This window comes from Erwinia sp. S43 (assembly GCF_016624745.1).
Lineage (GTDB): Bacteria > Pseudomonadota > Gammaproteobacteria > Enterobacterales > Enterobacteriaceae > Erwinia > Erwinia coffeiphila.
Genome location: NZ_JACVTX010000013.1, coordinates 1 through 24,829 on the forward strand (window position 1 = coordinate 1; position 24,829 = coordinate 24,829).

22 protein-coding genes and 1 tRNA gene are annotated in these 24,829 nt (G+C 54.1%); 12 read left to right on the plus strand and 11 right to left on the minus strand.

Annotation, left to right across the window (positions count from 1 at the left end; all coding sequences use genetic code 11):
• From dosP to uvrY, 6 genes are all read right to left on the minus strand, one after another.
• Positions 1-2,647: oxygen-sensing cyclic-di-GMP phosphodiesterase DosP (dosP, locus tag IBT47_RS15815; RefSeq protein ID WP_200561357.1), on the minus strand; the 2,647-nt coding region annotated here is incomplete at its 3' end.
• 226 nt (positions 2,648-2,873) lie between these two features.
• Positions 2,874-4,709: an integrase arm-type DNA-binding domain-containing protein gene (locus tag IBT47_RS15820; RefSeq protein WP_200561359.1), complete on the minus strand. Its 1,836-nt coding sequence runs from the start codon at positions 4,707-4,709 to the stop codon at positions 2,874-2,876.
• 226 nt (positions 4,710-4,935) lie between these two features.
• Positions 4,936-5,011: transfer RNA gene (locus IBT47_RS15825), tRNA-Gly, on the minus strand.
• A 173-nt stretch (positions 5,012-5,184) separates the two neighbouring features.
• Positions 5,185-5,733: a CDP-diacylglycerol--glycerol-3-phosphate 3-phosphatidyltransferase gene (gene pgsA / locus IBT47_RS15830; RefSeq protein WP_105593373.1), complete on the minus strand. Its 549-nt coding sequence runs from the start codon at positions 5,731-5,733 to the stop codon at positions 5,185-5,187.
• Positions 5,734-5,804: 71 nt separating this feature from the next.
• On the minus strand, positions 5,805-7,631 hold the full coding sequence (gene uvrC / locus IBT47_RS15835; RefSeq protein ID WP_200561361.1) for an excinuclease ABC subunit UvrC: 1,827 nt from the start codon (positions 7,629-7,631) through the stop codon (positions 5,805-5,807).
• Position 7,632: 1 nt separating this feature from the next.
• Positions 7,633-8,289: a UvrY/SirA/GacA family response regulator transcription factor gene (uvrY, locus tag IBT47_RS15840; RefSeq protein WP_105593375.1), complete on the minus strand. Its 657-nt coding sequence runs from the start codon at positions 8,287-8,289 to the stop codon at positions 7,633-7,635.
• Positions 8,290-8,813: 524 nt separating this feature from the next.
• On the opposite strand from uvrY, the gene IBT47_RS15845 reads away from it, so the two are divergent.
• A complete protein-coding gene (locus tag IBT47_RS15845; protein WP_105593376.1) occupies positions 8,814-9,038 on the plus strand; it encodes a DUF2594 family protein in 225 nt (74 codons plus the stop codon).
• Positions 9,039-9,179: 141 nt separating this feature from the next.
• Entirely contained in the window at positions 9,180-9,518 is a 339-nt protein-coding gene (locus IBT47_RS15850) for a GlpM family protein (protein ID WP_105593377.1), read from the plus strand.
• On the opposite strand, the gene IBT47_RS15855 is transcribed toward IBT47_RS15850, so the two are convergent.
• Together IBT47_RS15855 and sdiA are read right to left on the minus strand one after the other, a co-directional pair.
• The gene (locus IBT47_RS15855) at positions 9,515-10,138 is read right to left on the minus strand and encodes an acyl-homoserine-lactone synthase (RefSeq protein ID WP_105593378.1); all 624 of its coding nucleotides are present in this window, start codon (positions 10,136-10,138) and stop codon (positions 9,515-9,517) included. The two genes, IBT47_RS15850 and IBT47_RS15855, sit on opposite strands and share 4 nt — an antisense overlap.
• Positions 10,139-10,266: 128 nt before the next feature.
• Entirely contained in the window at positions 10,267-10,989 is a 723-nt protein-coding gene (gene sdiA, locus IBT47_RS15860) for a transcriptional regulator SdiA (protein WP_200561363.1), read from the minus strand.
• A gap of 813 nt (positions 10,990-11,802) precedes the next feature.
• On the opposite strand from sdiA, the gene cycA reads away from it, so the two are divergent.
• Positions 11,803-13,197, plus strand: coding sequence for a D-serine/D-alanine/glycine transporter (gene cycA, locus IBT47_RS15865; protein ID WP_105593380.1), 1,395 nt, complete (start codon positions 11,803-11,805; stop codon positions 13,195-13,197).
• A gap of 51 nt (positions 13,198-13,248) precedes the next feature.
• Here the strand turns inward: cycA and rutR are convergent, their stop codons facing one another.
• Entirely contained in the window at positions 13,249-13,920 is a 672-nt protein-coding gene (gene rutR / locus IBT47_RS15870) for an HTH-type transcriptional regulator RutR (protein ID WP_200561365.1), read from the minus strand.
• A gap of 291 nt (positions 13,921-14,211) precedes the next feature.
• On the opposite strand from rutR, the gene rutA reads away from it, so the two are divergent.
• From rutA to rutG, 6 genes are all read left to right on the plus strand, one after another.
• Entirely contained in the window at positions 14,212-15,303 is a 1,092-nt protein-coding gene (gene rutA / locus IBT47_RS15875) for a pyrimidine utilization protein A (RefSeq protein WP_105593382.1), read from the plus strand.
• On the plus strand, positions 15,303-16,049 hold the full coding sequence (gene rutB / locus IBT47_RS15880; protein ID WP_105593383.1) for a pyrimidine utilization protein B: 747 nt from the start codon (positions 15,303-15,305) through the stop codon (positions 16,047-16,049). Before rutA ends, rutB begins: the two co-directional genes overlap by 1 nt.
• 27 nt (positions 16,050-16,076) lie before the next feature.
• Positions 16,077-16,463, plus strand: a complete 387-nt coding sequence (gene rutC, locus IBT47_RS15885; protein ID WP_105593384.1) for a pyrimidine utilization protein C — start codon at positions 16,077-16,079, stop codon at positions 16,461-16,463.
• Positions 16,464-16,474: 11 nt separating this feature from the next.
• The gene (rutD, locus tag IBT47_RS15890) at positions 16,475-17,299 is read left to right on the plus strand and encodes a pyrimidine utilization protein D (RefSeq protein ID WP_200561367.1); all 825 of its coding nucleotides are present in this window, start codon (positions 16,475-16,477) and stop codon (positions 17,297-17,299) included.
• Complete coding sequence (rutF, locus tag IBT47_RS15895) at positions 17,284-17,796, plus strand: NADH-dependent FMN reductase RutF (RefSeq protein WP_200561369.1); 513 nt, start codon at positions 17,284-17,286, stop codon at positions 17,794-17,796. The genes rutD and rutF overlap by 16 nt, the downstream gene beginning before the upstream one ends.
• A gap of 93 nt (positions 17,797-17,889) precedes the next feature.
• Positions 17,890-19,218: a pyrimidine utilization transport protein G gene (gene rutG, locus IBT47_RS15900; protein WP_200548032.1), complete on the plus strand. Its 1,329-nt coding sequence runs from the start codon at positions 17,890-17,892 to the stop codon at positions 19,216-19,218.
• Here the strand turns inward: rutG and IBT47_RS15905 are convergent.
• Positions 19,215-20,141: a DMT family transporter gene (locus tag IBT47_RS15905; RefSeq protein WP_105593555.1), complete on the minus strand. Its 927-nt coding sequence runs from the start codon at positions 20,139-20,141 to the stop codon at positions 19,215-19,217. The genes rutG and IBT47_RS15905 overlap by 4 nt on opposite strands.
• A gap of 256 nt (positions 20,142-20,397) precedes the next feature.
• On the opposite strand from IBT47_RS15905, the gene wrbA reads away from it, so the two are divergent.
• From wrbA to IBT47_RS15920, 3 genes are all read left to right on the plus strand, one after another.
• Positions 20,398-20,997, plus strand: coding sequence for an NAD(P)H:quinone oxidoreductase (gene wrbA, locus IBT47_RS15910; protein ID WP_200561371.1), 600 nt, complete (start codon positions 20,398-20,400; stop codon positions 20,995-20,997).
• A 17-nt stretch (positions 20,998-21,014) separates the two neighbouring features.
• Positions 21,015-21,245 (plus strand): YccJ family protein, encoded by a 231-nt coding sequence (locus IBT47_RS15915; RefSeq protein WP_105593389.1) that lies wholly within the window; start codon positions 21,015-21,017, stop codon positions 21,243-21,245.
• 150 nt (positions 21,246-21,395) lie between these two features.
• Positions 21,396-22,766 (plus strand): NAD-dependent succinate-semialdehyde dehydrogenase, encoded by a 1,371-nt coding sequence (locus IBT47_RS15920; RefSeq protein WP_200561373.1) that lies wholly within the window; start codon positions 21,396-21,398, stop codon positions 22,764-22,766.
• A gap of 79 nt (positions 22,767-22,845) precedes the next feature.
• Here the strand turns inward: IBT47_RS15920 and agp are convergent, their stop codons facing one another.
• Positions 22,846-24,525, minus strand: a complete 1,680-nt coding sequence (agp, locus tag IBT47_RS15925) for a bifunctional glucose-1-phosphatase/inositol phosphatase (protein ID WP_200561376.1) — start codon at positions 24,523-24,525, stop codon at positions 22,846-22,848.
• Positions 24,526-24,829 lie beyond the last annotated feature (304 nt).

Consider the following 24,829-nt stretch of genomic DNA (forward strand, 5'->3'; position numbering starts at 1 on the left):
CAGGGGGGGGTTTTTTACGCCCACCCCCCCCCCCCCCCGGAAAGCTGCGTTCGAGCCATACAGGCAGTTCTAGGGCCTCCTGAGGGCGGGAATATGCATACCCCTGAACCACCGGGCAGTCGTGTTGTTTGAGCAAATCCTGTTGCTCTTGTGATTCCACCCCTTCGGCGACAACATTGATGCCCAGGCTTTTACCTAATTCAATCACTGCAACTACCATTGCCTTGAGACCAGTGTCCGTGAGGCATTTACTGATAAATCCACGATCAATCTTCACCTCGGTGACGGGAAGAAGTGAAAGATTAAACAGGCTTGAGTGCCCCGTTCCAAAATCATCCACAGATAAACCAACACCCAACGCACGCAGACCATCAATAACCTGATGCGCATCGTCGGTCATCATGATGGATATGCTCTCGGTGATCTCGATGGTCAAGTTCTCACCGGCGAGGTCATACTCGCGTAAAAGCGATGCGACATACTCCGTCAACGCGGGATCGTGAAAACTGGGTGATGCCAGATTCACGGAGACCGCAGGAACGACTACACGCTGCTCACGCCATGCAGCCATCTGCCGGCAGGCTTCGCGTAGCGCCCAACGCCCCAGCGTTTCTATTTGCCCCGTTTCTTCGGCCAGTTGTATGAAGATATCCGGTGGGATCGGCCCCAGTTCTGGGTCTGTCCAGCGCGCCAACGCCTCAACGCCATGGAGTTGGCCATCGCTCAGACGAATTTGTGGTTGATAAGCCAGGCGTAATCCGCCTTCTGCCAGCGCCCGCCGTAAAGCAGTTCCCAGCATTAGCCTGTCGCGGGCGCGCACGTTCATTTCGGGACTGAAGAAGCGATAGCTACCGCGGTTGGTAGACTTGGCCTCGTACATCGCTTTTTTTGCTTCCCCCAGTAAGGTTTCCCGATCGAGGCCCGGCTGATCGGGATGCAGCGAGATCCCGACACTGCTCGATAACTGCAGCGAATGACCATCCGCCTGGATTGGCCTGCTAAGCCTTGCCTGTAACCGCTCCACCAACCGCAATACGGAATTCAAATCCTGGCCTGGTACCACGATGACGAAAATATCGGCCTCAGTCCTGCTTATCAAACCCAGAGATTTCAGACGCCATTGCAATCTTTTGGCTATCTCTAGCAGTACCTGGTCGCCGATAGAGTGCCCAAGCCCTTCGTTGATATCGCGAAAGCGATCCAATCCCAGCGACAGAATCGCAATATTCGTCGTCGTGTCCTGCACCAGCAGATCGTCGATGTATCGCCTCAGACGTTCTTGGTTCGGCAGCCCGGTCAACGGGTCGAAATAGGTGAGCTTTTCCAGGAGCCCTCGGTTTTTTTCCTGCTCGATTGCCAGCATGGCCAGGTGCGAGCACGATTCGACGATCCGCTGGTGATAGGGACTGGGCACGCGGGGCTGTGTGGAATAGAAAGCAAATGTCCCGGCCACTTCGCCGTTGCGTAGCTTAATCGGGAAAGACCAGCAAGCTCTCAGGCCATGCTGCAATGCCAGATCGACATAGTCCTTCCAGAGGGGGGAGTGTTCGATATCAACGCAGATCGACGGCTCACCACTCGTCGCCGCCGAACCGCAGCTTCCCACATCGGCACCTATCACCAATCCCTCGATGGCCTGGAGATAGACCTCGGACAACCCATTTGCAGCCCACAGTCGCAGTCGGGATTGCTCATCGATACACATGATCGACAGGAGAATGTCGGGTGCAATCTCATGCAGTCGCTGGCATAGAAAATTCCCTTGTTCAATGAAGGACAAGTTACTGGTGAGTGCCTGTAGAAAATCGCGTTCCAGATCGCGTAGACGTCGCTCCTCCGTAATGTCATGCACGACGTCCAGGGAATAGCCCTTGAATGGGCCACCGGCATCGTCGATCGGCGTGCTCATGACCCGAACCCAGAGATTGTCTCCGGTTTTTGAAGACGCCGTGTTATCGTGCAGGATGGGCTCGCGTCCCCATGGAAGCGCCATTTGCCGAGCCACTTCCTCCGGAGTATCTTCGACGCCAGTGAGCAGGGAAACTGGATTGTGCCCTAGCATGTCCTGAGCGTCGTAGCCGAACAAGCTGGTATAAGCGGGATTAACCTGTATCATTCTTCGTTTTGCATCCAGCAGCGCCATGGGCTGACGGGTGCAATTGAAGGCCTTAATCTGTAGCATCAACCGCTGAGACTGCTCGACCTCTTCGGTTTCATCGGTTACGAGGATCAGGTAGTGGGGACGCTGACCAAAATCCAGCCTCAGTAGGGTGACGCAGGCCCACAGTGCGTTGCCGTCCTTGCGATAGAGCTGTAACTGGCGAGCCTGACCAGCTGCAATCCAGGCGTTGTCTGTGCCATTTTCACGAATGAAACCATCGTAGTGTGCACGCAATTGAGGCGGAACCAACTGTGTTGTCAACACCGATTGGCCCAAAACTTCTTCCCGCCGGCACGCCCATAGTTGCTCAGCGGCTTGATTGAAGAAGCGGACGTGGTCGTTGTCGTCAATCAGGATGCATGCAAAAAACGCTTGCTCCAACGCAGGGAACAGTGCTTCCCCGATACTTGAGGCGATCCGTTGCATATTCGCTCCCCCTTGTGTTGAACCAACCTCGGCTATCACGCGGGCAGGTTGGTTTTTCATCGGTCCAACACCGACTGTTGCCTAGCATTTTGAAAGTTTTCGACCTCGAACGCCGCTGTCCGCAGATAGCTGCAGCGCAGGCCAGAAATGGCATCTTCATGCCGATGTGAGACTCCTTTTTACCCGATCCAATCACGAATTGATACAGATCAATACATGATTGGATCGTCCATGTAAGACTACCTGTGGCTATGCTTCGTTTTTGCTAGATGCCCCAGAGTCAACCTCACGCCAGCCGAAGCATCGCTGAACTATCCTTCAATGAGAAGCACACCGCCATAACGACTTCATGCAGGTTGTCCGCGGTCACCGCTTCGACCGGCGCAAGCCCCTTGAAGTCATCGTGCGGATGGGAAAGCGCCCGGTAGATTTCCCATGAGTCCGCCTCGCGTGCGAATTTAAGCACCGCCTGGATCAGCCTGTGCTTCAGCGGCGTGAAATGCCAGTCCGGAACGCGCTGCCCCAGGTTGCCGAGGCTCAGTGCCAGCACCTTGCGTCCGCTGATCTCGTAGCTGATCCACCGCCGCGACTTCCCAGCCATCTTCGCAAAATCCGCTGCGGAAAGAAGGTGTGGCGAATTGAAGATGTCCAACCGCGCCAGTTGCTCTCGCTGGCTTTCCGACAAGACCGGCGGTGTACGCGGTCCCGTGATAGCGGACAGTCGATGCACGGAGTCCGGCAGCGTCGGCATGCCCGCTCCAGGCTTCGAGACCAACACGATGGGGGCAGGCGGCATTGCTGCTTCAGCGCCCTCTGGCACTTCATCAGGCACTTCCGGAACACCTTCCAGATGGACGGTCAGGTGCATGCTCGCGGCCTCGACCTGATGCTGCTCGAACAGATCAAGCCGATCAGCCCAATCCTGCATCATGCGGCGGCGTTGCTCCACGTATTCGGCGTGGTTGTAGGCGGCGCTCACCTTGTCGGGATCAGAATGCGAAAGCTGCGCATCGATCCAGACTTTCGGATACCCGATTTCATTCAGTGCGGTCGAAATCGTCGCCCGGATACCGTGGCCCGTCAATTGATCGGTATAGCCCATACGCTTGAGCGCCTGGTTCAGGGTGTTCTCGCTGATGCGCTTCTTCAGGTCCCAGCCATGGGAAAACAGGTAGCGCTGTGCCGGCTTGAACTCCTCCAGCATGTGTTGGACGATCTCCATGGCCTGTGCCGAGAGAGGCACGATGTACGGAGGGATATCACCAGGTCGCTTGCCCTCTTTCCGCATCTCAAGCTGCAACTGCTTCACGACCTCCGGGGGGATGATCCACAAGCCTTGGTCAAGATGGAATTGATCCGGTGTCGCCAGGCGCAACTCCCCGGTACGCACCCCGGTCAGGAACAACAGCCGCAGCCCGAGCTGGGTCTGAAGACGGCCGTGGTACTTGCGCAGCCGTGACAGCATCGCCGGCAACTCATCCATTCGCAGGAACGGGTTGTGACGAACAGGAGGCATCGGCAGAGCGACGACATCCAGATCAAACGCCGGGTTCTGCGGCAAGCCGGGCACGATGATCAGCGCATAGCGGAACATCTGCCTGAACCAGGTGCGCACCTTCTCTGCCACGCTGAGCGCCTTCCGCCGTTCGATCTTGGCAACGACCTCCAGAAGGTCGGGCCGCTGAATTTCATAGATAGGGCGCTTTCCGAGCGTCGGAAGAATGTCTTTCTTGAAGATGCGAAGGATCTGCGTCAGCGTGCTTTGCCGCCCCTCCTTGAGGACAAGCCTGCGATGCTCGACCCACTTATCGAACACCGCCTGGAAGGTGTGCTCATCGGCCAGCCGAACAGCCTGTCGCTTCTGCTTGCGGTCCGCTCGGGGATTGATGCCCTTGGCCAGCAATGCACGGGCCGCATCGCGAAGGGTGCGCGCTTCCCGAAGGCCAACCTCCGGGTAGGTGCCCAGCGACATGCGCTTCTGCTTGCCAGCCCAGTAGTAACGGTAGTGCCAGGTCTTGCCTCCGGTCGGAGAGACCGCGAGGGAGAGTCCGTCGATATCGCTGACGGTGTAAGCCTTGCCGGTCGCCTTGGCGTTCCGGGCGGCCATATCTGAGAGTGCCATGCTCCAGCTCCTGAACTTTGAGTCAGGACTAGATGCTTGTCTCGTTGACCGCGCTCCTCCAGCAACAATCCGGAAAGCGCCTTACCCGTATTCATGGACTTAAAAATGGACTTAAAAGTCCCGGATGTTGGCGGTTTCCAGTGGACGTCACTGGAATGAAAAAAGGGCCTTTCGGCCCTGTTTTCAATGGCTTGCAGAATTCAGTGGAACTCTACAGAACCTAAATTGGAGCGGGAAACGAGACTCGAACTCGCGACCCCGACCTTGGCAAGGTCGTGCTCTACCAACTGAGCTATTCCCGCTTGGCCATCAACTTTGCTACTTTGTTTGAGTGAAACTCAGAAGCTGCTGATTTGCTTTATCTTCTGGCAGACCGTGCTGCCTTTCGATGCGTTGCATTCTACTGAGATGGCGCACTGAGTCAATCAAATTATCCGTACAATGCGTCCGTTTGCTGCTTTTTAAGTCGCTTCGATCAACGTTCGAGCAAATCACCGCGTGCAGCGCTCAAATATTGGAACATTGACCAGAAAGTCAGCACGGCGGCGATGTACAGTGCGGCCACCCCAATGCCCTCAACGATCGAGTTCGGACGCCATAACAGAGCAAAAAGTGCCAACATCTGCGCCGTGGTTTTCACTTTACCAATCCAGGATACGGCAACACTGCTGCGTTTACCGATTTCCGCCATCCACTCGCGCAGCGCAGAAATGATAATTTCACGGGCAATCATGGTTGCAGCAGGCAAGGTGATCCACCATGCGTGGAAGTATTCCGCCACCAGCACCAGCGCCATGGCAACCATCACCTTATCGGCCACCGGATCGAGGAACGCACCAAAACGGGTGGTTTGCTTCCAGCGACGGGCAAGAAATCCATCGAACCAGTCCGTTACCGCAGCAACGACAAAGATCAATGCACAAAGTAGTGGAGCCCATTCAAACGGCAGGTAGAACGCCAGCACGAAAAATGGAATTAAAACTACGCGAAACAGGGTCAGTAAGGTCGGGATATTAAATGGCATAATTATGCTAACTGTTTGGACAGAGTAGAATTTGTCTCTATGTTCCTACATTGCTACGGGTGTTGCAATGCTTAGTGTTTCAGCGCATAGAAGATTTTTTCGGCCAGCGCATGCGATATTCCCGGTACTTTGGCAATCTCTTCCACCGAAGCATTTATCAGCGGTTGCAGGCCCCCCATATACTTCAGCAGCATCTGGCGACGTTTCGGGCCTATGCCTTCTATCGTTTCCAGTGCGCTGGTATTTTTCACTTTCGCCCGTTTGTTGCGATGACCCGTAATTGCATGATTGTGAGAGTCATCACGAATATGCTGCAATACATGTAGCGCAGCGGAATCCGGCGGCAGAGAAAAGCCCTCCCCCTCCGGTTCGAAGAACAGTGTTTCCAGTCCCGCTTTGCGATCGGTGCCTTTCGCAATACCGAGCAGCAAAGGATGCTGTTTATCCCAACTGACGTCCAGTTCCGCAAAAACGCTTTTCGCCTGCGCCAGCTGACCTTTACCGCCGTCAATAAGAATCACATCGGGGATTTTACTCTCTTCCAGCTCTTTGCCATAACGGCGGCGCAGTACCTGATTCATCGCCGCGTAGTCATCCCCTGGCGTGATTCCGCTGATATTATAACGCCGGTATTCACTGCGCACCGGACCATTAGCATCAAATACCACACAGGAAGCCACAGTTTGCTCCCCCATCGTATGGCTGATGTCGAAACACTCCATTCGATTGATTTCAGGCAGTTCCAGCACCTGAGCCAGCTCTGACAGACGCTGATGAACGGTGGAATGCTGTGCCAGCCGCGTCGCCAGCGCCGTGGCGGCATTGGTCCGGGCCAGCTTCAGATACCGCGCGCGATCGCCACGCGGCTTGCTTTGTATGCTGACCCGCCGCCCGGCAAGCTCGGTCAGGGACTCAGCCAGCAGGTCTTTTTCCGGTAGAGTGAAATCGAGCAGGATATCTGACGGCAGCGTTCGGGCCTGGCTGCCCTGTAAGTAGAACTGCCCGACGAAGGTTTGCACCACCTCGGCCTGATCCGTTCCTGCCGGGACCTTCGGATAATAGCTGCGGCTGCCCAGCACCTTGCCCTGCCGGATAAACAGCACGTGCAGGCAGGCCAGGCCGCCATCGAAAGCAACGCCGATGACGTCCATATCATCGCCCTGATTGGAAACGAACTGTTTTTCCGTTACGCGGCGCACAGCCTGGATTTGATCGCGCAGGCGTGCAGCCTCTTCAAAACGCAGATCCATGGCGGCAGCCTCCATCCGACTGACCAGCTGGTTGAGAACCTGATCGTCCTTGCCGGACAGAAACAGCCGCACGTAGTTAATCTGCTGGGCGTATTCTTCCTCGCTCACCAACCCGCTTACACAGGGACCTAAACAGCGGCCAATCTGATACTGCAAACAGGGCCGCGTGCGGTTGCGGTATACGCTGTTTTCACACTGGCGAACGGGAAACACCTTTTGCAACAGCGACAGCGTTTCCCGCACCGCGTAGCCATTAGGGAAAGGACCAAAGTACTCCCCTTTCGCGTGTTTGGCACCGCGATGGCTGGCAAGGCGCGGATGGGCATCAGCGCTGAGGAAGATATAAGGATAGGATTTATCGTCACGCAGCAGAACGTTATAGCGCGGCTGGTAGAGCTTTATATAGTTGTGTTCCAGCAGCAGGGCTTCTGTTTCCGTGTGGGTCACGGTCACATCTATCTGCTGGATCAATGCCACCAGCGCTTCCGTTTTTCGGCTGGCAAGATTACCGCGAAAATAGCTGGAAAGGCGCTTCTTCAGATCCTTTGCTTTACCAACATAAATGACCGTTTCACTGGCGTCGTACATACGATAGACACCAGGCTGGCTGGTAACGGTTTTCAGAAAGGAACGGGCATCAAATACCATACTACTCACTGCTGATTAACGGTTCCGAATTGAACAGACCATAGCGAATAGCCAGATGCGTTAACTCAACATCACCGCTGATATTCAGCTTGCTGAACATACGATAGCGATAGCTATTCACCGTCTTAGGGCTGAGATTCAACTGCTCGGAAATCTCAGTCACTTTCTGTCCTTTGGTGATCATTAGCATAATCTGCAGTTCGCGTTCTGACAAACAGCTCAAAGGTGATTCTGACTGCGGTTCTATCTGGCTTAACGCCATCTGTTGCGCGATATCAGAGGCGATGTAGCGCTGCCCGGCATTGACTGAACGGATCGCGTTGACCACTTCCTGCGGAGCCGCACCCTTACTCAGGTAACCTGATGCACCCGCCTGCATTACCTTCGCCGGAAGCGGGCTTTCGGTATGAATGGTCAGCATAATCACTTTAGCATCCGGCGAGTAACGCACAATTTTACGCGTAGCTTCAAGGCCGCCAATGCCTGGCATGTTCATATCCATGAGTACCACGTCAACATTGTTGCCGCGGCACCATTTCACTGCATCCTCACCACAGTTGGCTTCACCTACAACCTGGATACCTTTGATATCTTCCAGTATGCGACGGATCCCTGTACGCACCAGTTCGTGGTCATCGACGAGAAAAACGCTTATCAAACGGAACTCCCTAAATGGCTGAGGCAGGTGATGATGTGCAATAACGCAGGGTCATTATTCTACTACTTTTTTTTCACTGGTAGAACATATTTAACACAGCGACTAACAATTTCGTTTCTTAAATCATAATGCAAAATAAAAAATAACGCTCAAGAAAATCTCTAAGGCAAAGACATTGATAATCGTCGATAAAATTGCAATAAATACTTACCAAAATAAATATAAAATACACAATAGCCAATAATTACATGGCGTTAGATAAAACCAATCGCGACAGCTCTTCGTTAAGTAAATTCTACAGACATCCGGATATCTCTGCGAACTTAAATTAAGTCTAGTCTAAAGCGATAAGTAAGCAGGATGACGTTACCGTTACTGCACCACGCTTTACTTCGTAAGCGAGAGCGAAAACGAAGCGTGCCCGTCTGATTTTTTTTATGCTATGTATGATATACTTTTAACAATTTTTCGCGCCCTGCCCTGTGGCTCAGGAGCATGTTTTTTATCATTTATCAGGAGAGATCATGAGTCAGATTGACTTTTCAACCAGTGAAGACGTTAAAGCTTTAGCTAACGAAGTCACCTGCATGAAGGCGTTGGTTACGCTGATGTTGAAATCGATTGGTCAGGCCGACGCAGGCAAAGTGATCATCAATATGGAGCGCTACATTGCGGGCCTGGAAGATGAACAGCAGGCTGAAGTGTTCAGCAACACCGTAAAACAAATCAAACACGCTTTCCGCCAGTAACCAGACAGGGCCGGCAGCAGTGACATCGTTCCCGCTGTCGGCATCGGGCGTACCTAATTTTCCCTGACGATACCGCTCTTCTGCATCATCGGATAAGCGTCAGGCCTTCAGAAAAATAAACAATAACCAGTTGATGAAATAATGGCCTTACTGATTAAAGCGATACTTGGTGCTGTCGTTGTGTTACTCATCGGCATTCTTGCAAAAACACGTAATTACTATCTTGCCGGATTGATCCCCCTGTTTCCCACTTTTGCGCTAATTGCACACTATATCGTCGGAAGCGAGCGTGGAGTTGAGGCGCTGCGCGCAACCATCCTGTTTGGCATGTGGGCGATCATTCCCTACTTCGTTTATCTGTTATCGCTGTGGTATTTCATCAATATGATGCGGCTGGTGCCTGCACTGATGGCCGCGGTAGCCTGCTGGTCCGCGGCGGCATGGCTGTTGATAACGCTGTGGTCGAAATGGCAGGCCTAGCGCCCGCGCATACCCCAGCTGATTGAAACGCCCAGAGACGGCAGGACCTCTTCGGGCTTAAAACGTCTTGAGCCATGAAAACGGCTGGCCAGATGAGGCTGGGAAATCGGTATTCTTACAGCAAAGAGATTATCTTCCGACTGAATGACGCCCGGCGGCAGTTGCAGATAGTTAACCTGATACTGACCGAACATGTTTTCCAGCATCGGTGTCGCGGCGCTGAATAAATTGCTGATTCCGGACTGTTCAGCGAGCTGAAGCGCGTGCCATAAGATATTTAATGGCAGCTCACTGTCTATCTCCAGGCGCGCTGAAAAACGGGACATCTCCCAAATTTGTCCACCGTCAAGGCTTTCCCGATCGGCGTCAGAAAGTTCGCTATTTTCCGGGCACTGCCATTTCATCAGCCGTGCACAGCCGCAAATGCCGTGCTGTGCATGCCAGGCGATCAGCCAGCAGACATCGGAACGATCAAAGCGATCGTACTCCTGGCCAGGGGTGCTGAGCCGTGAAGGAATTGACCAGCCTTCTTCTCTGGCAAAAACGCTGTAACGGTAGCTCCCCAATTCGGCCAGCAACGAGGAAGGCATATCCTTCAGTTTGGTCTGGATAATTTTCATTTATAAATCCCCGTCGCACTCCCGCACGAAAACCGCCCCGGGCGGGACGCGCAGGGTTGTTACCCTTGCGAAGGGTAGACAACCAGTTAGTAATACGAAACTACCAAAATTAGTAGTTGCGTTGTCTTTCAGATCAAACCGATTGCAGCTGCGTAAGAGGCAATTTGCGTCTTGTTTGGCGCATTTAATCGTTTTTGCATGTTTTTCTGATGAAAATTAACCGTATGTTGAGAAATAGAAAGTATCAGCGATATTTCAGCTGACGTTTTCCCTTCCGCCGTCCATTTAAGGATTTCGCGCTCGCGATCGCTTAATTCCAGTTTCACAGAGACCATGGAAATATCTTCAAGCCGGCTGAGCGTAGCCAGCGACAGTTCCACCATATACTGGAGTTTAAGTTGTAACTCGGTAGTTAACTTTACATTATTTAACGGATCTGATGAGGCGAATGATAATATCCCCGTTGCTCTGTTTTGTGCGATGGCTGAGATTGAGATGCCGTGATAAATCCCATGCCGCCTTGCCGCACGCATCATGACGGCCCCTTCGCCTGCGCTCTCATCGTCCCACACCCACAGACTTCCCGGGAGCTGACAATTCTGCAGTATCGGGTCTACAGGGGAATAGTTTTCCTGAAAATAAAAATTTATCCATTTCTCAGGCAAATTACAGTAATAGAAGGTTTTGGGCCGCGTAAATGGCACAGGGTGCTTGATGAAAAGCACATAAAAATCGAACCCAAGGCGTTTTGCCTGTTGCTCAATTAACAAAGTCACCTGTTCAATTTCAGTCTTTTTACTGAATGCTAATTGAACTTCGTCTCGCCAATTGAAATAAGTGTCAGCAGTCATCAATTCCCCAACGGAACGTAAGGGAACCCACTCGCGTTGATTCTGGTTTTCATTGTAAATATTGCTGTGTAATTAGACATTAAATGTGACCAGATAAATGATTATTGTAATAATGTTTTCGTGAGTAAATTACAGGACCGTTTACTAATTTTTATTAAGTGTAGCTATTTTTTCACCGAAACAAGCCCAACTTTTATCCAATCCATCACAATACCGTATGTTATTATCACCTGAGTGTCCTGACTTCCCACTTTGCAACAATCATTAAGCCTCAGATAACACTTGTATCATAGGATTTATCTTATCAGCATACATCAACTTTGCGCTTTTTTCCCCCTGATCTGCATGTTGTCTTACCCTGACAGTGACTGCAGCCAAACCAGAATACCTGGTGATAACTAATTGATTGATTTTTATAGAATTAACCAACCTCGCCGATGAACTGAAATCGCCATAAATGTTCAAAATAGGCGCAAGCCATTATCTGTTTACACAATTCCTCTTTGACGTTCCTAATCCGGAATCCAACCCTGCCCCCTTTAGCATGGCGTTTTTTTGAGCAGACAATACCGCTTTAACGCAATGTCGTTGTTTTTTCTGCTTTATCATTCTGATTTTGCGTTAAGCTCCTCTTCCTGTGGTGTCAACCGGAATCATTCGCTTCGATCGCCATCACTATTACCGAAAAGAATTACCCGTTTAACGCGTTATTACACTATCTTATGCCAGCTAATCATGGCAGGACCGAATGAAATAAAAGCCATCAGAGCTTTAACTCATTTACACAGGACAGAACACGACAGGAGAACCTTAATGGTTGATCAATCAAAAGAGGCAACGCTTTCAGAGGAAGGCCCGGAAACGCTCAGGCGTAACCTGCATAATCGTCATATCCAGCTCATCGCTATCGGCGGGGCAATAGGCACCGGGCTGTTCATGGGTTCGGGCAAAACAATCAGCCTGGCCGGGCCATCGATCATCTTCGTTTATATGATCATCGGCTTTATGCTGTTTTTCGTCATGCGCGCTATGGGTGAGCTGCTGCTCTCCAATCTTGAGTACAAATCCTTCAGCGATTTTGCGGCGGACCTGCTTGGCCCGTGGGCCGGCTATTTTACCGGCTGGACCTACTGGTTCTGCTGGGTTGTCACCGGCATTGCCGACGTGGTGGCCATCAGTTCGTACTTCCAGCTGTGGTTCCCTGACTTCTCTATCTGGATGAGCGCCCTGCTGTGTATCGTGGTGTTCTTATCGCTCAATGTCGCCACCGTTAAGCTGTTTGGTGAGATGGAGTTCTGGTTCGCCATTATTAAAATCGTCGCCATCGTAGCGCTGATTGCCACCGGTATTGTACTGGTTGCCATGCACTATCCTTCGCCGGGCGGCGGTACTGCATCCTTAAGCAACATCTGGGATCACGGCGGTATGTTCCCGAAAGGGCTGAGCGGATTCTTTGCCGGCTTCCAGATTGCCGTATTCGCCTTCGTTGGGATCGAACTGGTGGGCACCGCAGCAGCCGAAACGCACGATCCTAAAAAAGTGTTGCCGCGTGCGATTAACGCCATTCCCCTGCGTATCATCATGTTCTACGTACTGGCACTGATGGTGATTATGGCCGTTACGCCGTGGAATCAGGTCGTCGCCGACCGTAGCCCGTTTGTTGAAATGTTTGTGCTGATTGGTCTGCCGGCTGCGGCAAGCATCGTTAACTTCGTAGTGCTGACCTCGGCGGCATCCTCCGCCAACAGCGGTATCTTCTCCACCAGCCGTATGCTGTACGGCCTGTCACAGCAGGGCGTGGCGCATCGTCGTTTTGGTGTGCTTTCAAGCCGTGCAGTGCCGACGACCGGTCTGTTCTTCTCCTGCTTCTGCCTGCTGGGCGGCGTGGCGCTGATTTATCTGATCCCGAACGTCATGACGGTGTTTACCCTGGTCACCACGGTCTCCGCCATCCTGTTTATGTTCGTCTGGACGATTATTCTGTGCTCCTACCTCGCATACCGCAAAAAGCATCCGCAGCGCCATGCGGAGTCGAGCTATAAAATGCCGCTGGGCAAGTTTATGTGCTGGGTGTGCATGGCCTTCTTCGCCTTCGTACTGGTGCTGTTAACGCTGGAAGAAGATACCCGCCAGGCGCTGATGGTGACGCCGCTGTGGTTCCTGATTCTGGCCGTGGGCTGGTTCCTGCGCAGCCGTAAACAGGCATAAGCCTTAGCTACAGGGCAGTCCTTGACTGGACCGCCCTGTTTTACCACTCCGCTATACCTGGCGTACGCGAATTCCCTCAATCACCATTTTCTGCACGTTTTCCACCGTCTGATTGAAAAAGGCTTCATCGCTCAGCGTCTGACCGGTCACGGCTTCAACCTGAGTCGCAAAATCAGCATAGTGCTGCGTGGTTGCCCACAGCATAAAAATCAAATGGTGTGGCTGAACTTCCGCCAGTTTTCCCTCGCGAACCCACTGTTCAATGATTGTCGCCTTATCTTCAACCAGATGACGCAAATCCCCCGCCAGCTCAGCCTTCAGCAGCGGTGCCCCCTGTAGCATCTCCATACAGAACAGCCTGGAGGCCTGAGGATAATCACGCGATACCTCCAGTTTAAGACGTATGTATTGGCGAATAGCCTCCAGCGGATGCTGATCGGCGCACAGCGCTCGCAGCGGTGCCAGCCAGATATCCAGCAGATCTTTTAACACCGCAATGTACAGCTCTTCCTTAGAAGGGAAGTAATACAGCAGATTGGTTTTGGATACATCGGCGCGTTCGGCCACTTTATCCAGGCTGGTGCCGTGGATGCCAAACTGTGAAAAATACTCCAGCGCCGCCGCCAGAATAGCGGAACGCTTCGCCGCGACCGCGCGGGAGCGCCGCGTTGGGGCTTTGACCGGTTGTTTATCTGTCGAATTCACCGTGACTCCGTGATCCATATGGGTTGCGGGGATAATACCAAATCACCCGAATCACACCTAATCGCGACGCTGCACTTTTATTGCGCACCGCTGCCAGTTATTTGTGCAGTTATTTTTTATCAAATGGTCCGTTTTGACCGACTGCTCTACCTTTAAATTCACAGAGCGAAAACAACCCATTGCTTTAATTAACATTTTTAATTCTGGCATAACCTTTGCAATATTTCCTGCAACGCGCCGCTTTAATGGAAACCGCAGGATGCAACGCAGCGCCGGGATTAAATCTTTCAATTAATCAGAGGGTTCCATATGAAAATCGGTGTTTTTATTCCTATCGGTAACAACGGCTGGCTGATCTCCCGCAACGCGCCGCAGTACATGCCAACTTTCGAGCTGAATAAAGCCATTGTGCAGAAAGCGGAGGCCTACAACTTCGATTTTGCCCTGTCGATGATTAAGCTGCGTGGCTTTGGCGGTGAAACGGAGTTCTGGGACCACAATCTGGAATCCTTCACGCTGATGGCCGGCCTGGCCGCAGTGACTTCCCGCATCGAGATTTATGCCACCGCCGCCACCCTGACTCTGCCTCCGGCCATTGTGGCGCGGATGGCCTCAACGATTGATTCCATTTCCGGCGGCCGCTTCGGTGTGAATCTGGTCACCGGCTGGCAAAAACCCGAATACGACCAGATGGGACTGTGGCCGGGCGATGAATATTTCTCCCGCCGCTACGACTACCTGACGGAATATGTCAACGTGCTGCGCGATCTGTGGGGCACCGGTAAATCCGACCTGAAAGGTGAATTCTTCACCATGAACGACTGCCGCCTCAGCCCGCAGCCGCAGCGCCCGATGAAAGTGATTTGCGCCGCGCAGAGCGATGCCGGAATGGCGTTTTCGGCGCAGCATGCGGACTACAACTTCTGCTTTGGTAAAGGCGTCAACACGCCAACCGCTTTTGCACCTACCGCCGCTCGCATGAAGGCTGCTGCCGATGCCGCAGGCCGCGACGTGGGCTCTTACGTACTGTTTATGATTATTGCCGCGGAAACCGACGAGGCGGCCCGCGCCAAATGGGAGCACTACAAAGACGGTGCCGATGAGGAAGCACTCGCCTGGCTGACCACCCAGAGCCAGCAGGATAAACGCTCCGGGAGCGATACCAACGTCCGTCAGATGGCCGACCCGACTTCGGCGGTCAACATCAATATGGGGACGCTGGTGGGTTCATGGTCCAACGTGGCCCGCATGCTGGATGAAGCCGCCACCGTGGCCGGTACCCAGGGCATCCTGCTGACGTTTGATGATTTCCTGCAGGGAATTGAAGATTTCGGTGAGCGTATTCAGCCACTGATGCAGAGCCGCGCTGGCCTGATTGATATCGCGAAAGAGGTAGCATAATGAACGCTAAACGCGCCGTAGTCTGTACCACCGCATCAACAACACATGCCGTTACCCTCCCTGCCCGTCCGGAGGATATCGTCTTCCCGCCCGAGCAGACCGCGCTGATCGTGGTGGACATGCAGAATGCCTACGCCACGCCCGGTGGCTATCTGGACCTGGCAGGATTTGATGTTTCGGCAACACGACCGGTTATCGATCGGATTAACATTGCGGTTAACGCCGCGCGCGAAGCCGGGATACAGATTATCTGGTTCCAGAACGGCTGGGACGATAACTACGTTGAAGCAGGCGGCCCCGGATCGCCAAACTGGCATAAATCCAACGCCCTGAAAACCATGCGCCAGCGCCCTGAACTGGAAGGTACACTGCTGGCCAAAGGAACCTGGGACTATCAGCTGGTCGATCAGCTTACCCCGCAGCCCGGCGATATCGTTTTACCCAAGCCCCGCTACAGCGGCTTCTTTAATACCGCACTCGACAGCATGCTGCGCAGCCGCGGCATCCGCCATCTGGTATTCACCGGAATCGCGACCAACGTCTGCGTTGAGTCAACGCTGCGTGATGGCTTCTTTCTCGAATATTTCGGCATCGTACTGGAAGACGCGACCTATCAGGCCGGACCGCTGTTTGCCCAGCAGGCGGCGATTTTCAATATCGAGACCTTTTTCGGCTGGGTGTCCAACGTTGACAGTTTCTGCGCCACGCTGAAGGCCGGGCAAAACGCGCTGCCGCAAACGGCATAACCATCACTTGACTGAGGAAGAACCATTATGCCTAAAACCATTATTACGCCCCCCGGGACAAGCGTCCCGATTGCACCTTTCGTCCCCGGAACGCTGGCCGACGGTATCGTGTATGTTTCCGGAACGTTGCCTTTTGATAAGGACAATAACGTTGTCCACGTTGGCGACGCGGCGGCACAGACCCGCCATGTGCTGGAAACGATTAAGAGCGTTATCGAAACGGCTGGCGGCACGATGGATGACGTTACCTTTAACTCCATCTTTATTACCGACTGGAGCAACTACGCGGCGGTGAACGCGGTGTATGCCGACTACTTCCCCGGCGAGAAGCCCGCCCGTTTCTGCATTCAGTGCGGGCTGGTGAAACCGGATGCACTGGTTGAAATCGCCAGCGTGGCGCATATCGGTAAATAAGGGGATATCTGATGCATATCGAACTGTCAGGCCGTAGCGATCCCGAGGCACGAACCCTTGTACTGTCCGCCGGACTGGGCGGACTGGGGAGCTTTTGGCTACCGCAAATGAACGCCCTTCGCGCCGCCTATCGCGTGGTGGTATATGACCAGCGCGGCACCGGTCGCAGCGCGGACAGCCTGCCTGACGGTTACAGCATGCAGGATATGGCCGACGAGCTGATCGCGCTACTAGACCGGCATGGGATTGAACGCTTCGATGTTATCGGCCACGCGCTGGGCGGGATGATCGCCATGCAGCTGGCGCTCGACCATCCGCAAAGGGTGGAAAGACTCGTACTGGTCAACGGCTGGCTTCAGCTGGATGCCCATACCCGTCGCTGCTTTCGCGTGCGTCAGGATCTGTTACTCAATACGGGTGTCGAGGCTTATGTCCGCGCGCAGCCGCTGTTTCTCTATCCCGCAGACTGGCTGTCGGAGCATCAGGAACGTATTGAAGCCGAAGATGCCCTGCATACCGCGCATTTTCAGGGGATGGAGAATCTGCTTAAACGACTGCACGCCCTGATGAGCTGTGATTACAGCACGCAGGCGGCGCGTATCACCCAGCCGGTACTTCTGCTCTGCTCCCGCGACGATCTGCTGGTTCCCTGGACCTGTTCCGAACGCCTGCATGCTGCCCTGCCCAATGCCACGCTACAACAAATGAACTGGGGGGGCCATGCCATGAGCGTTACCGACAGTGCCACCTTTAATCACCATTTACTGACCTGGCTGCAGCATACCGAACGCAGCCCCGAAACCGTTGATATGGAGCTGATATGGCTGAAACCCTGAATGACCCGACGGTAGAAAAACAGCAGTTTCGTGATGCCATGTCTCGCCTTGGCGCCGCCGTCAATATTATCACCACCGACGGCCCCGCGGGGCGCGCTGGCTTTACCGCCTCGGCGGTGTGCAGCGTCACGGATTCACCTCCGACGCTGCTGGTATGCCTGAATCGTTCTGCCTCGGTATACGAGGTATTCAGAGAGAACATGCAGCTGTGCGTCAATACGCTGGCCGCAGGTCATGAGTCGCTGTCCGGTCTGTTCGGTGGTAAAACGCCGATGGCCGAGCGCTTTATTGCCGCCGACTGGACGACCCAGGTAACCGGGTCACCGATCCTCAGCGGCGCGCTGGCCTCATTTGATTGCACCGTCAGCCAGATTGTGAGCGTCGGTACACATGACATCCTGGTCTGCGAAACCCGCGCGCTGGTGTTTGGCGATAGCCGAAGCGGCCTGATCTATTTCGATCGCCGCTATCACCCGGTGGGAGAGCACAGTTTCTGATTTTTCTTCGCGGGCTACACGGCCCGCATACCTACTGGCTCATTCAGCGGCAACGCGGCCGGTCAATGTGGTTATGACACTCTGGAGAAGACGATGGCGAGTTCCTGGTTTCCTCAATGGTCGAAAAAAACGGCGTCAGCGCAGGATATTGTCGCGCCCGATGAAGCGTTGCCCGTCGGGCAAACCCTGATTATGGGCCTGCAACACGCGGTGGCGATGTTCGGTGCCACCGTGTTGATGCCGCTGCTGATGGGTTTTGATCCTAACCTGTCGATCCTGATGTCGGGTATTGGCACCCTGCTGTTCTTTCTGGTGACCGGCGGGCGTATTCCCAGCTACCTCGGTTCGAGTGCGGCGTTCGTCGGCGTGGTGATCGCCGCCACCGGGTTTAACGGCCAGGGCATCAACCCCAATATCAGCGTTGCGCTGGGTGGGATCATTGCCTGCGGCGCGCTGTACACGCTGATCGGCTTTGTGGTGATGAAGGCGGGAACCCGCTGGATCGAAAAGATGATGCCGCCTGTGGTCACCGGGGCGGTGGTCATGGCCATCGGCCTGAACCTGGCGCCGATTGCGGTTCGCGGCGTATCCGCTTCGATGTTCGACAGTTGGATGGCCGTGATGACGGTGATGTGTATCGGCGTGGTGGCGGTTTTTACCCGCGGCATGGTGCAGCGATTGCTAATCCTGGTCGGGCTGATTGTCGCATGGGCGATTTATGCACTGATGACCAACGTGCTGGGTTTTGGCACGCCGGTGGACTTCAGCCCGCTGGCCGCTGCGGCCTGGTTCGGTATGCCGCAGACTACGTCACCCACGTTTAGCACTCAGGCCATCGTGATGATCGCGCCGGTGGCGGTGATTCTGGTGGCGGAAAATCTGGGCCATATCAAAGCCGTAGCCGGAATGACCGGGCGCAATCTCGATCCGTGGATGGGGCGAGCGTTCGTCGGTGATGGTCTGGCTACGATGATTTCCGGTAGCGCAGGCGGAACGGGCGTGACCACCTATGCGGAAAATATCGGGGTGATGGCCGTCACTAAAGTCTATTCGACACTGGTGTTCGTTGCAGCAGCGCTGATTGCCATGGTGCTGGGCTTTTCACCTAAGTTTGGTGCGCTGATCCACACGATTCCGGGCCCGGTCATCGGCGGTGCCTCGATCGTGGTCTTCGGCCTGATCGCCGTGGCCGGCGCGCGGATCTGGGTACAGAACAATGTTGATCTTAGCCAGAACGGTAACCTGATTATGGTGGCGGTGACACTGGTACTGGGTGCGGGTGATTTCGCACTGAAAATCGGCAGCTTCACACTTGGCGGCATCGGCACGGCGACGTTTGGTGCGATTCTGCTCAATGCGATTCTGAGCCATAAGCGTGCCGCTGCCTTAAGCGACGGCAGCGTAGTACGCCAGGACAGTTAGCCGTTTTTACACTCTACGGGCGAAGGCGATCCCTTCGCCTTTTTTTTGCGCTTCAGTTTCAGCTCGCTAACCAGCACCCCCATCACAATCAATGCGCCGCCCAGCAGAGCGATAGCCGGCAGGCGTTCTCCGGCAATGCGCCCTACAACGCCTGCCCATACCGGTTCACCGGCATAAATCACGGTGGCGCGGGTCGGAGAAACGCTGCGCTGTGCCCAGTTCATCGTCACCTGAATGATGGCGCTGGCGATACCCAGGCCCACCGCGCTGTACAGCAGATACGGGCTCCACGCCGGAACAGACTCGCCGTTCGGGGCCATCATCAGAAAACCAAAAATCGAGGCGGCGGCCAGCTGAATGACGGTCACACGCCGCACGTCCACTTTCCCCGCACTGGCTCCAATCAACAGGATCTCTGCGGCAATCGCCAGCGTGCTGAGCAGCGTGGCAATTTCACCGACGTTAAATGCCACCTCTCCGCCATCAGGCCCGGCCAGCAACAACAGTCCGCTGAACGCCAGCGCAATGCCAATCCACGACATCAGCCCCGGCATTTTACGCAAAAACACCCACTGCATTAGCGGAACGAGCGGTACGTACATTGCAGTAATAAAGGCCGACTTACTGCTGGAGATGGTTTGCATACCGTAAGTCTGCAGGCCATATCCCAACCCGATCGCAATGCCAATCAGCACACCGGCTTTGATCTCAGGCCAGGTAACGTTGCGCATAACGCGCCATGAAACCAGCCCAAGTAACAGCGCCGCAACGGCAAACCGCACGCCAATAAAAAAGAACGGGCCGCTGACGGTCATCGCATGATGCACGGCAAGAAACGTCCCACCCCAGACCATGGTGATCAGAATAAGCACCAGCTCGCTGGTATTAATGGAGAATTTATAACGGGAAAGTAAACCAGACATAACGCACTCTGCTGTAATTTTGGCGTCAGTTTGCGGGGATAACGACGGCCGGTCAAGCACCGCACGGTGTGGGCTGCGTTCATCCCCCTCTGCCGGGTTTGCTGGCCCTGCCCGTCGCCTGCATAGTCAGACCCTGGACCATCCTGCAATGATTTTTAATACAAAATTGATCTGCCGCCAGGCAGCCGCAGAGGCTTCTTCTATACTGAAAAATCAGTTAAAAAATTAACCTGGCGTTTGAGGAGGTAAGTAGCGTATGGCTAAAATTCTAGTGCTCTATTACTCCATGTACGGACATATTGAAACAATGGCGCAGGCCGTTGCGGAAGGTGCCCGTAAAGTCCCTGGTGCAGAAGTCACCATTAAACGCGTGCCGGAAACGATGGATGCCGCCCGTTTTGCCGAGGTTGGCGGTAAAACCGGCCAGACCGCAGCGGAGGCTGACCCGAAAGAACTGGCAGACTATGATGCCATCCTGGTTGGCACACCGACCCGCTTCGGTAATATGGCCGGGCAGATGCGTAACTTTCTCGATCGTACCGGTGGGCTCTGGGCCTCCGGCGCCCTTTACGGCAAACTCGCCAGCGTCTTCGCCTCTACCGGTACCGGGGGAGGCCAGGAACAAACTATCACCTCAACCTGGACCACCCTCGCCCATCACGGCATGGTGATCGTTCCCATCGGATACGGGAGCCAGGAACTGTTCGATATCTCCAAAGTGCGCGGCGGGACGCCGTATGGCGCAACCACAATTGCCGGCGGCGATGGTTCCCGTCAGCCCAGTGAGGAAGAACTCAATATTGCCCGCTATCAGGGTGAATATGTTGCCGGGCTGGCGGTGAAACTCAACGGATAATCTGACAGGAGGCAATTATGGCAACACAACAATCTAAGGCTCATCATGTAGGAGAATGGGCCGCCCTGCGCTGTACCTCGCTGGAAATCGCCGAAGCCATCTTTGAGGTGGCTAACTATGATGAACGCCTTGCCGAACAAATCTGGGCGCAGCAGGGAAGCGACGACGTTCTTATCCGCGCATTCAACAAAACCGAAGACGATGTGCTGACCTGGGATAACAAAGTCGTCGAACGCAAAAACGTCTGAAGACAGGGGCGGGATTTTCCCGCCCTTTTTGTTTGTAGCCCACTGGGAGTCTTCCGATAACCTGGCATGCCCTTCAAGGTTTCTACTACGCTTAATTCCACGTGACACATTTCAGCCCGCCAGGGCTGACTAACGACCAAGGAGCGTAGAATGTCCTATCAGACCATCAATCCCGCGAGCAATAAGCTGATAAAGTCCTGGCCCGCGCACACTGACGAACAGGTAGAACAGGCGCTGGCAACCGCCGATGCGTTGTATCACTCCGACTGGTCGAAAGGGAGTATTCAACCACGCCTGCAGGTACTACAGAAGCTGGCAACGCTGATCGAGGAACGCGTAGAGGAACTGGCCACCGCCGCCAGTGAAGAAATGGGCAAGCTGATTGGCCAAAGCCGGGGAGAAGTTGAGCTTTGTGCACAGATCGCTCGCTACTATGCCGAAAACGCCGAGCGTTTCCTCTCTCCGGTACGTTATCCCAGCGAGCTGGGTGAGGCCTGGGTGGAACATCATCCGATCGGCGTGCTGGTCGCCGTTGAGCCGTGGAATTTTCCTTTCTATCAGTTGATGCGGGTGCTGGCTCCTAACCTCGCCGCCGGTAATCCGGTGCTGGCAAAACATGCGCAAAACGTTCCGCATTGCGCAACGCTGTTTGCTGATCTGGTCAGCCAGGCAGGTGCGCCAGAGGGCGCCTGGACCAATCTGTTCGCCAGTAATGAGCAAATCGCAGAGTTAATTGCCGATGACCGCGTACAGGGCGCAGCCCTCACCGGTTCAGAACGTGCGGGCAGCGCGGTAGCGCAGCAGGCGGGTAAATATCTGAAGAAAACGACCCTTGAACTCGGTGGTAACGACGTTTTCGTGGTGCTCGATGACTGCGATCTGGACAAAGCCGTGAAGGCGGGTGCGGGTGCGCGCCTCAGTAACTGTGGTCAGGTATGTACCGCCGCGAAACGTTTCCTGGTACACGAGAAGATCGCCGAGACGTTTATGGCAAAACTCGTTGCTGCTTTTGAGGCGGTGAAAATTGGCGATCCGTTAGATCCCAACACGACGCTTGGCCCACTCTCTTCTGCTGAAGCGCGCGATCGCCTTGAGAAACAGGTGAAACAGGCCGTTGAAAAAGGCGCAAAACTGGTACTGGGCGGCAAGCCGGTGGACGGTGCAGGCTGTTTCTATCAGCCAACCATTCTTTCCGGAATAACCCGCGATAATCCCGCCTGGTTTGAAGAGTTCTTCGGCCCGGTAGCGCAGATCTACATCGTGCGTAATGACGATGAGATCGTCGAACTGGCTAACGACTCCCACTATGGTCTGGGTGGTGCCGTGTTTACCGGAGATATCGCTCGCGGCAAAGCGCTGGCATCGCGTATTGAAACCGGCATGGTGTATATCAACTCGGCCAGTAATACCGCACCGGAGTTACCGTTTGGCGGCATCAAACGTTCTGGTTTTGGCCGTGAGCTTTCCGATCTTGGTATTAAAGAGTTTGTGAATCAAAAGCTGGTGGTGATCAGCAAATAAGCCCACCTTGAAAATAGTGAAAAAAAGGCCGACACCCGGGTGTCGGCCTTTTAACGTTGGCGGGTCTGGAAAAACGCAATCAGCTCGCTGACGGCTGCGCCTGTGTTTTATCAGCACTGCTGGCAGAATCAGGCTGAGCGGTCTTAGGTTCGCTGGCCTTATCTTTCTCTGCTGCGGCTTTATCCGCTGCCGCTTTGTCAGCAGCGGCCTTATCGGCGGCCGCCTTATCTTTTGCTGCCTGTTCTGCGGCAGCTTTTTCGGCTGCGGCTTTCTCAGCAGCAGCTTTGTCAGCTGCCGCTTTCTCCGCGGCGGCCTTTTCCTTCGCCGCTTTTTCCTGAGCTGCCTTGTCTTTTGCCTGCTGTTCAGCCGTCGCTTTATCTTTGGCCTCCGTCGCGGCTTTATCCTGTGTTGCTTTAGCAGCAGCCTGATCGGCAGCAGCTTTGTCCGATGCCTCTTTCGTTACGTCAGCCGCATCGGCTGAGGCGGCAACAGGTTCAGCAACCTGCATTGACGTACCCTGCAGCGCAGTATTCAACACCGCAGTGAACTGATCCCACGGGCAGAAACCGTTAGCATCAGTCTGGCAGCCGGCCATTTGCAGGGTCACGCGTTTCGGCGGGTTATCCAGCGACAGAGGTTCTGCATCGCGTAGTTGCTCGGTACTCTGATAAACGTATTCAACCTTCACCAGCTCACGGTTGTTTTTCTTATCCAGCCAGCGCTGGAACTGAATCATTCCGCCAATCGGCGTGCGCTCGTTCTGATCCGCTAGATCATAAGGTTTAAAGTCCAGTGCGGTCAGTAATGAGGCGATATTAGAATCATGGCCGACCATCAGCGTGACTTTCGGTGCGCTGTCTTTATCCTGGTCGATCAGCATGCTGCGAATATAGTCCACCAGCGGGGCTGCCACTTCTCGCGCGACCAGAGGGGAGGTGAACAGTGTGTCCTGATAACCATTTTTAATGGCGGACAGTTCTTTCCACTGCTCCGGAGTTTTGATCTGTCCCCAGGCCACCTGGTCGAGCGGCATGCCTTCGTAATATTGCAGGGTAAACGCATCAACCAGTGAGTTACCCACTTTCAGCGGACCAGAAACGCCGGGCTCTTTGCCGCTGTCGGCGCTGAAGGTGTTCTGATTGGTGCTGGAAAGATCGCACTGTTTTTTGCCGTTGCAGGCCGCAGAGTTTTTATAATCGATAATTTTTTCCAGGCGCTGGAATGCAGGCTTAAGCGCCAGCTTTTCGCCTTCGGCATTCATCGCTGAGAGCGCCTGCTTGTTGAAATCTTCACTGTTGCTGGTGATAACCGGATTAAAGATCGGGTCCATCGATCCCATTTCATCCTGATGAGAAACCGCTACATCACATCCCGGGAACGCACCGGTAATAAAGAACTGCGCAGTGGCGACGGTACGCTGCAAGCTGTTGGCATACGCATAGATCGCGTCAGGAGACGGGCATTCGCCATCTTTAATCAGCCCCTGCTGCGCCAGCCATTCGCGGGTATAGCGCCCCATATAAACTTCCAGCACGCCGCCCTTGGTGGTCAGTTGACCACCCGGTACATCCCACTTCGGCCAGGCTTTTTTCGTCGCCTGTGCCAGCACGCTACCATTGTCCGCCAGCGGCGCACGCAGGTTGTGGCGGCTCATCATCAGCACCTGTTCCAACTGGTAATCGCTATCGGCAGCCCATGCAGACACGCCGGAAAGTGCAGAGCATACAGCGAGTGCACAGAGACTTAACTTTTTAATCATAGGTGTATTCCATTGATTCATCAGGGTGAATAACTGGCAGATAAACGTGCAGCACAGAAGAAAACAGCGCACAACGCTGGGTCACCACCACCGCTCTCCAGAGAAAGTCCAGAAACTCACAATCATCATCGATATTGAGAATATAGCAGACTCTGCCCCCGGCGGTTTAGTGGCATTAGAAGATTGAAAAGAAACAAGATGTTTTCGGTAATGCTCAATCGCTCATTACAGCAAGAAAATAGCAGGATGTGAGGGAAAACAGAAGACGTTTGAGGTGATAGCTGTAAAAAGCAAAAACCCCGAG

Excerpts from the sequence above, each read along its gene's own strand:
- IBT47_RS15820 (WP_200561359.1), bottom strand. The coding sequence starts at position 4,709 with ATGGCACTCTCAGATATGGCCGCCCGGAACGCCAAGGCGACCGGCAAG.
- pgsA (WP_105593373.1), bottom strand. The coding sequence starts at position 5,733 with ATGCCATTTAATATCCCGACCTTACTGACCCTGTTTCGCGTAGTTTTA.
- uvrC (WP_200561361.1), bottom strand. The coding sequence starts at position 7,631 with ATGGTATTTGATGCCCGTTCCTTTCTGAAAACCGTTACCAGCCAGCCT.
- IBT47_RS15845 (WP_105593376.1), top strand. The coding sequence starts at position 8,814 with ATGAGTCAGATTGACTTTTCAACCAGTGAAGACGTTAAAGCTTTAGCT.
- IBT47_RS15850 (WP_105593377.1), top strand. The coding sequence starts at position 9,180 with ATGGCCTTACTGATTAAAGCGATACTTGGTGCTGTCGTTGTGTTACTC.
- IBT47_RS15855 (WP_105593378.1), bottom strand. The coding sequence starts at position 10,138 with ATGAAAATTATCCAGACCAAACTGAAGGATATGCCTTCCTCGTTGCTG.
- sdiA (WP_200561363.1), bottom strand. The coding sequence starts at position 10,989 with ATGACTGCTGACACTTATTTCAATTGGCGAGACGAAGTTCAATTAGCA.
- cycA (WP_105593380.1), top strand. The coding sequence starts at position 11,803 with ATGGTTGATCAATCAAAAGAGGCAACGCTTTCAGAGGAAGGCCCGGAA.
- rutR (WP_200561365.1), bottom strand. The coding sequence starts at position 13,920 with ATGGATCACGGAGTCACGGTGAATTCGACAGATAAACAACCGGTCAAA.
- rutA (WP_105593382.1), top strand. The coding sequence starts at position 14,212 with ATGAAAATCGGTGTTTTTATTCCTATCGGTAACAACGGCTGGCTGATC.
- rutB (WP_105593383.1), top strand. The coding sequence starts at position 15,303 with ATGAACGCTAAACGCGCCGTAGTCTGTACCACCGCATCAACAACACAT.
- rutC (WP_105593384.1), top strand. The coding sequence starts at position 16,077 with ATGCCTAAAACCATTATTACGCCCCCCGGGACAAGCGTCCCGATTGCA.
- rutD (WP_200561367.1), top strand. The coding sequence starts at position 16,475 with ATGCATATCGAACTGTCAGGCCGTAGCGATCCCGAGGCACGAACCCTT.
- rutF (WP_200561369.1), top strand. The coding sequence starts at position 17,284 with ATGGCTGAAACCCTGAATGACCCGACGGTAGAAAAACAGCAGTTTCGT.
- rutG (WP_200548032.1), top strand. The coding sequence starts at position 17,890 with ATGGCGAGTTCCTGGTTTCCTCAATGGTCGAAAAAAACGGCGTCAGCG.
- IBT47_RS15905 (WP_105593555.1), bottom strand. The coding sequence starts at position 20,141 with ATGTCTGGTTTACTTTCCCGTTATAAATTCTCCATTAATACCAGCGAG.
- wrbA (WP_200561371.1), top strand. The coding sequence starts at position 20,398 with ATGGCTAAAATTCTAGTGCTCTATTACTCCATGTACGGACATATTGAA.
- IBT47_RS15915 (WP_105593389.1), top strand. The coding sequence starts at position 21,015 with ATGGCAACACAACAATCTAAGGCTCATCATGTAGGAGAATGGGCCGCC.
- IBT47_RS15920 (WP_200561373.1), top strand. The coding sequence starts at position 21,396 with ATGTCCTATCAGACCATCAATCCCGCGAGCAATAAGCTGATAAAGTCC.
- agp (WP_200561376.1), bottom strand. The coding sequence starts at position 24,525 with ATGATTAAAAAGTTAAGTCTCTGTGCACTCGCTGTATGCTCTGCACTT.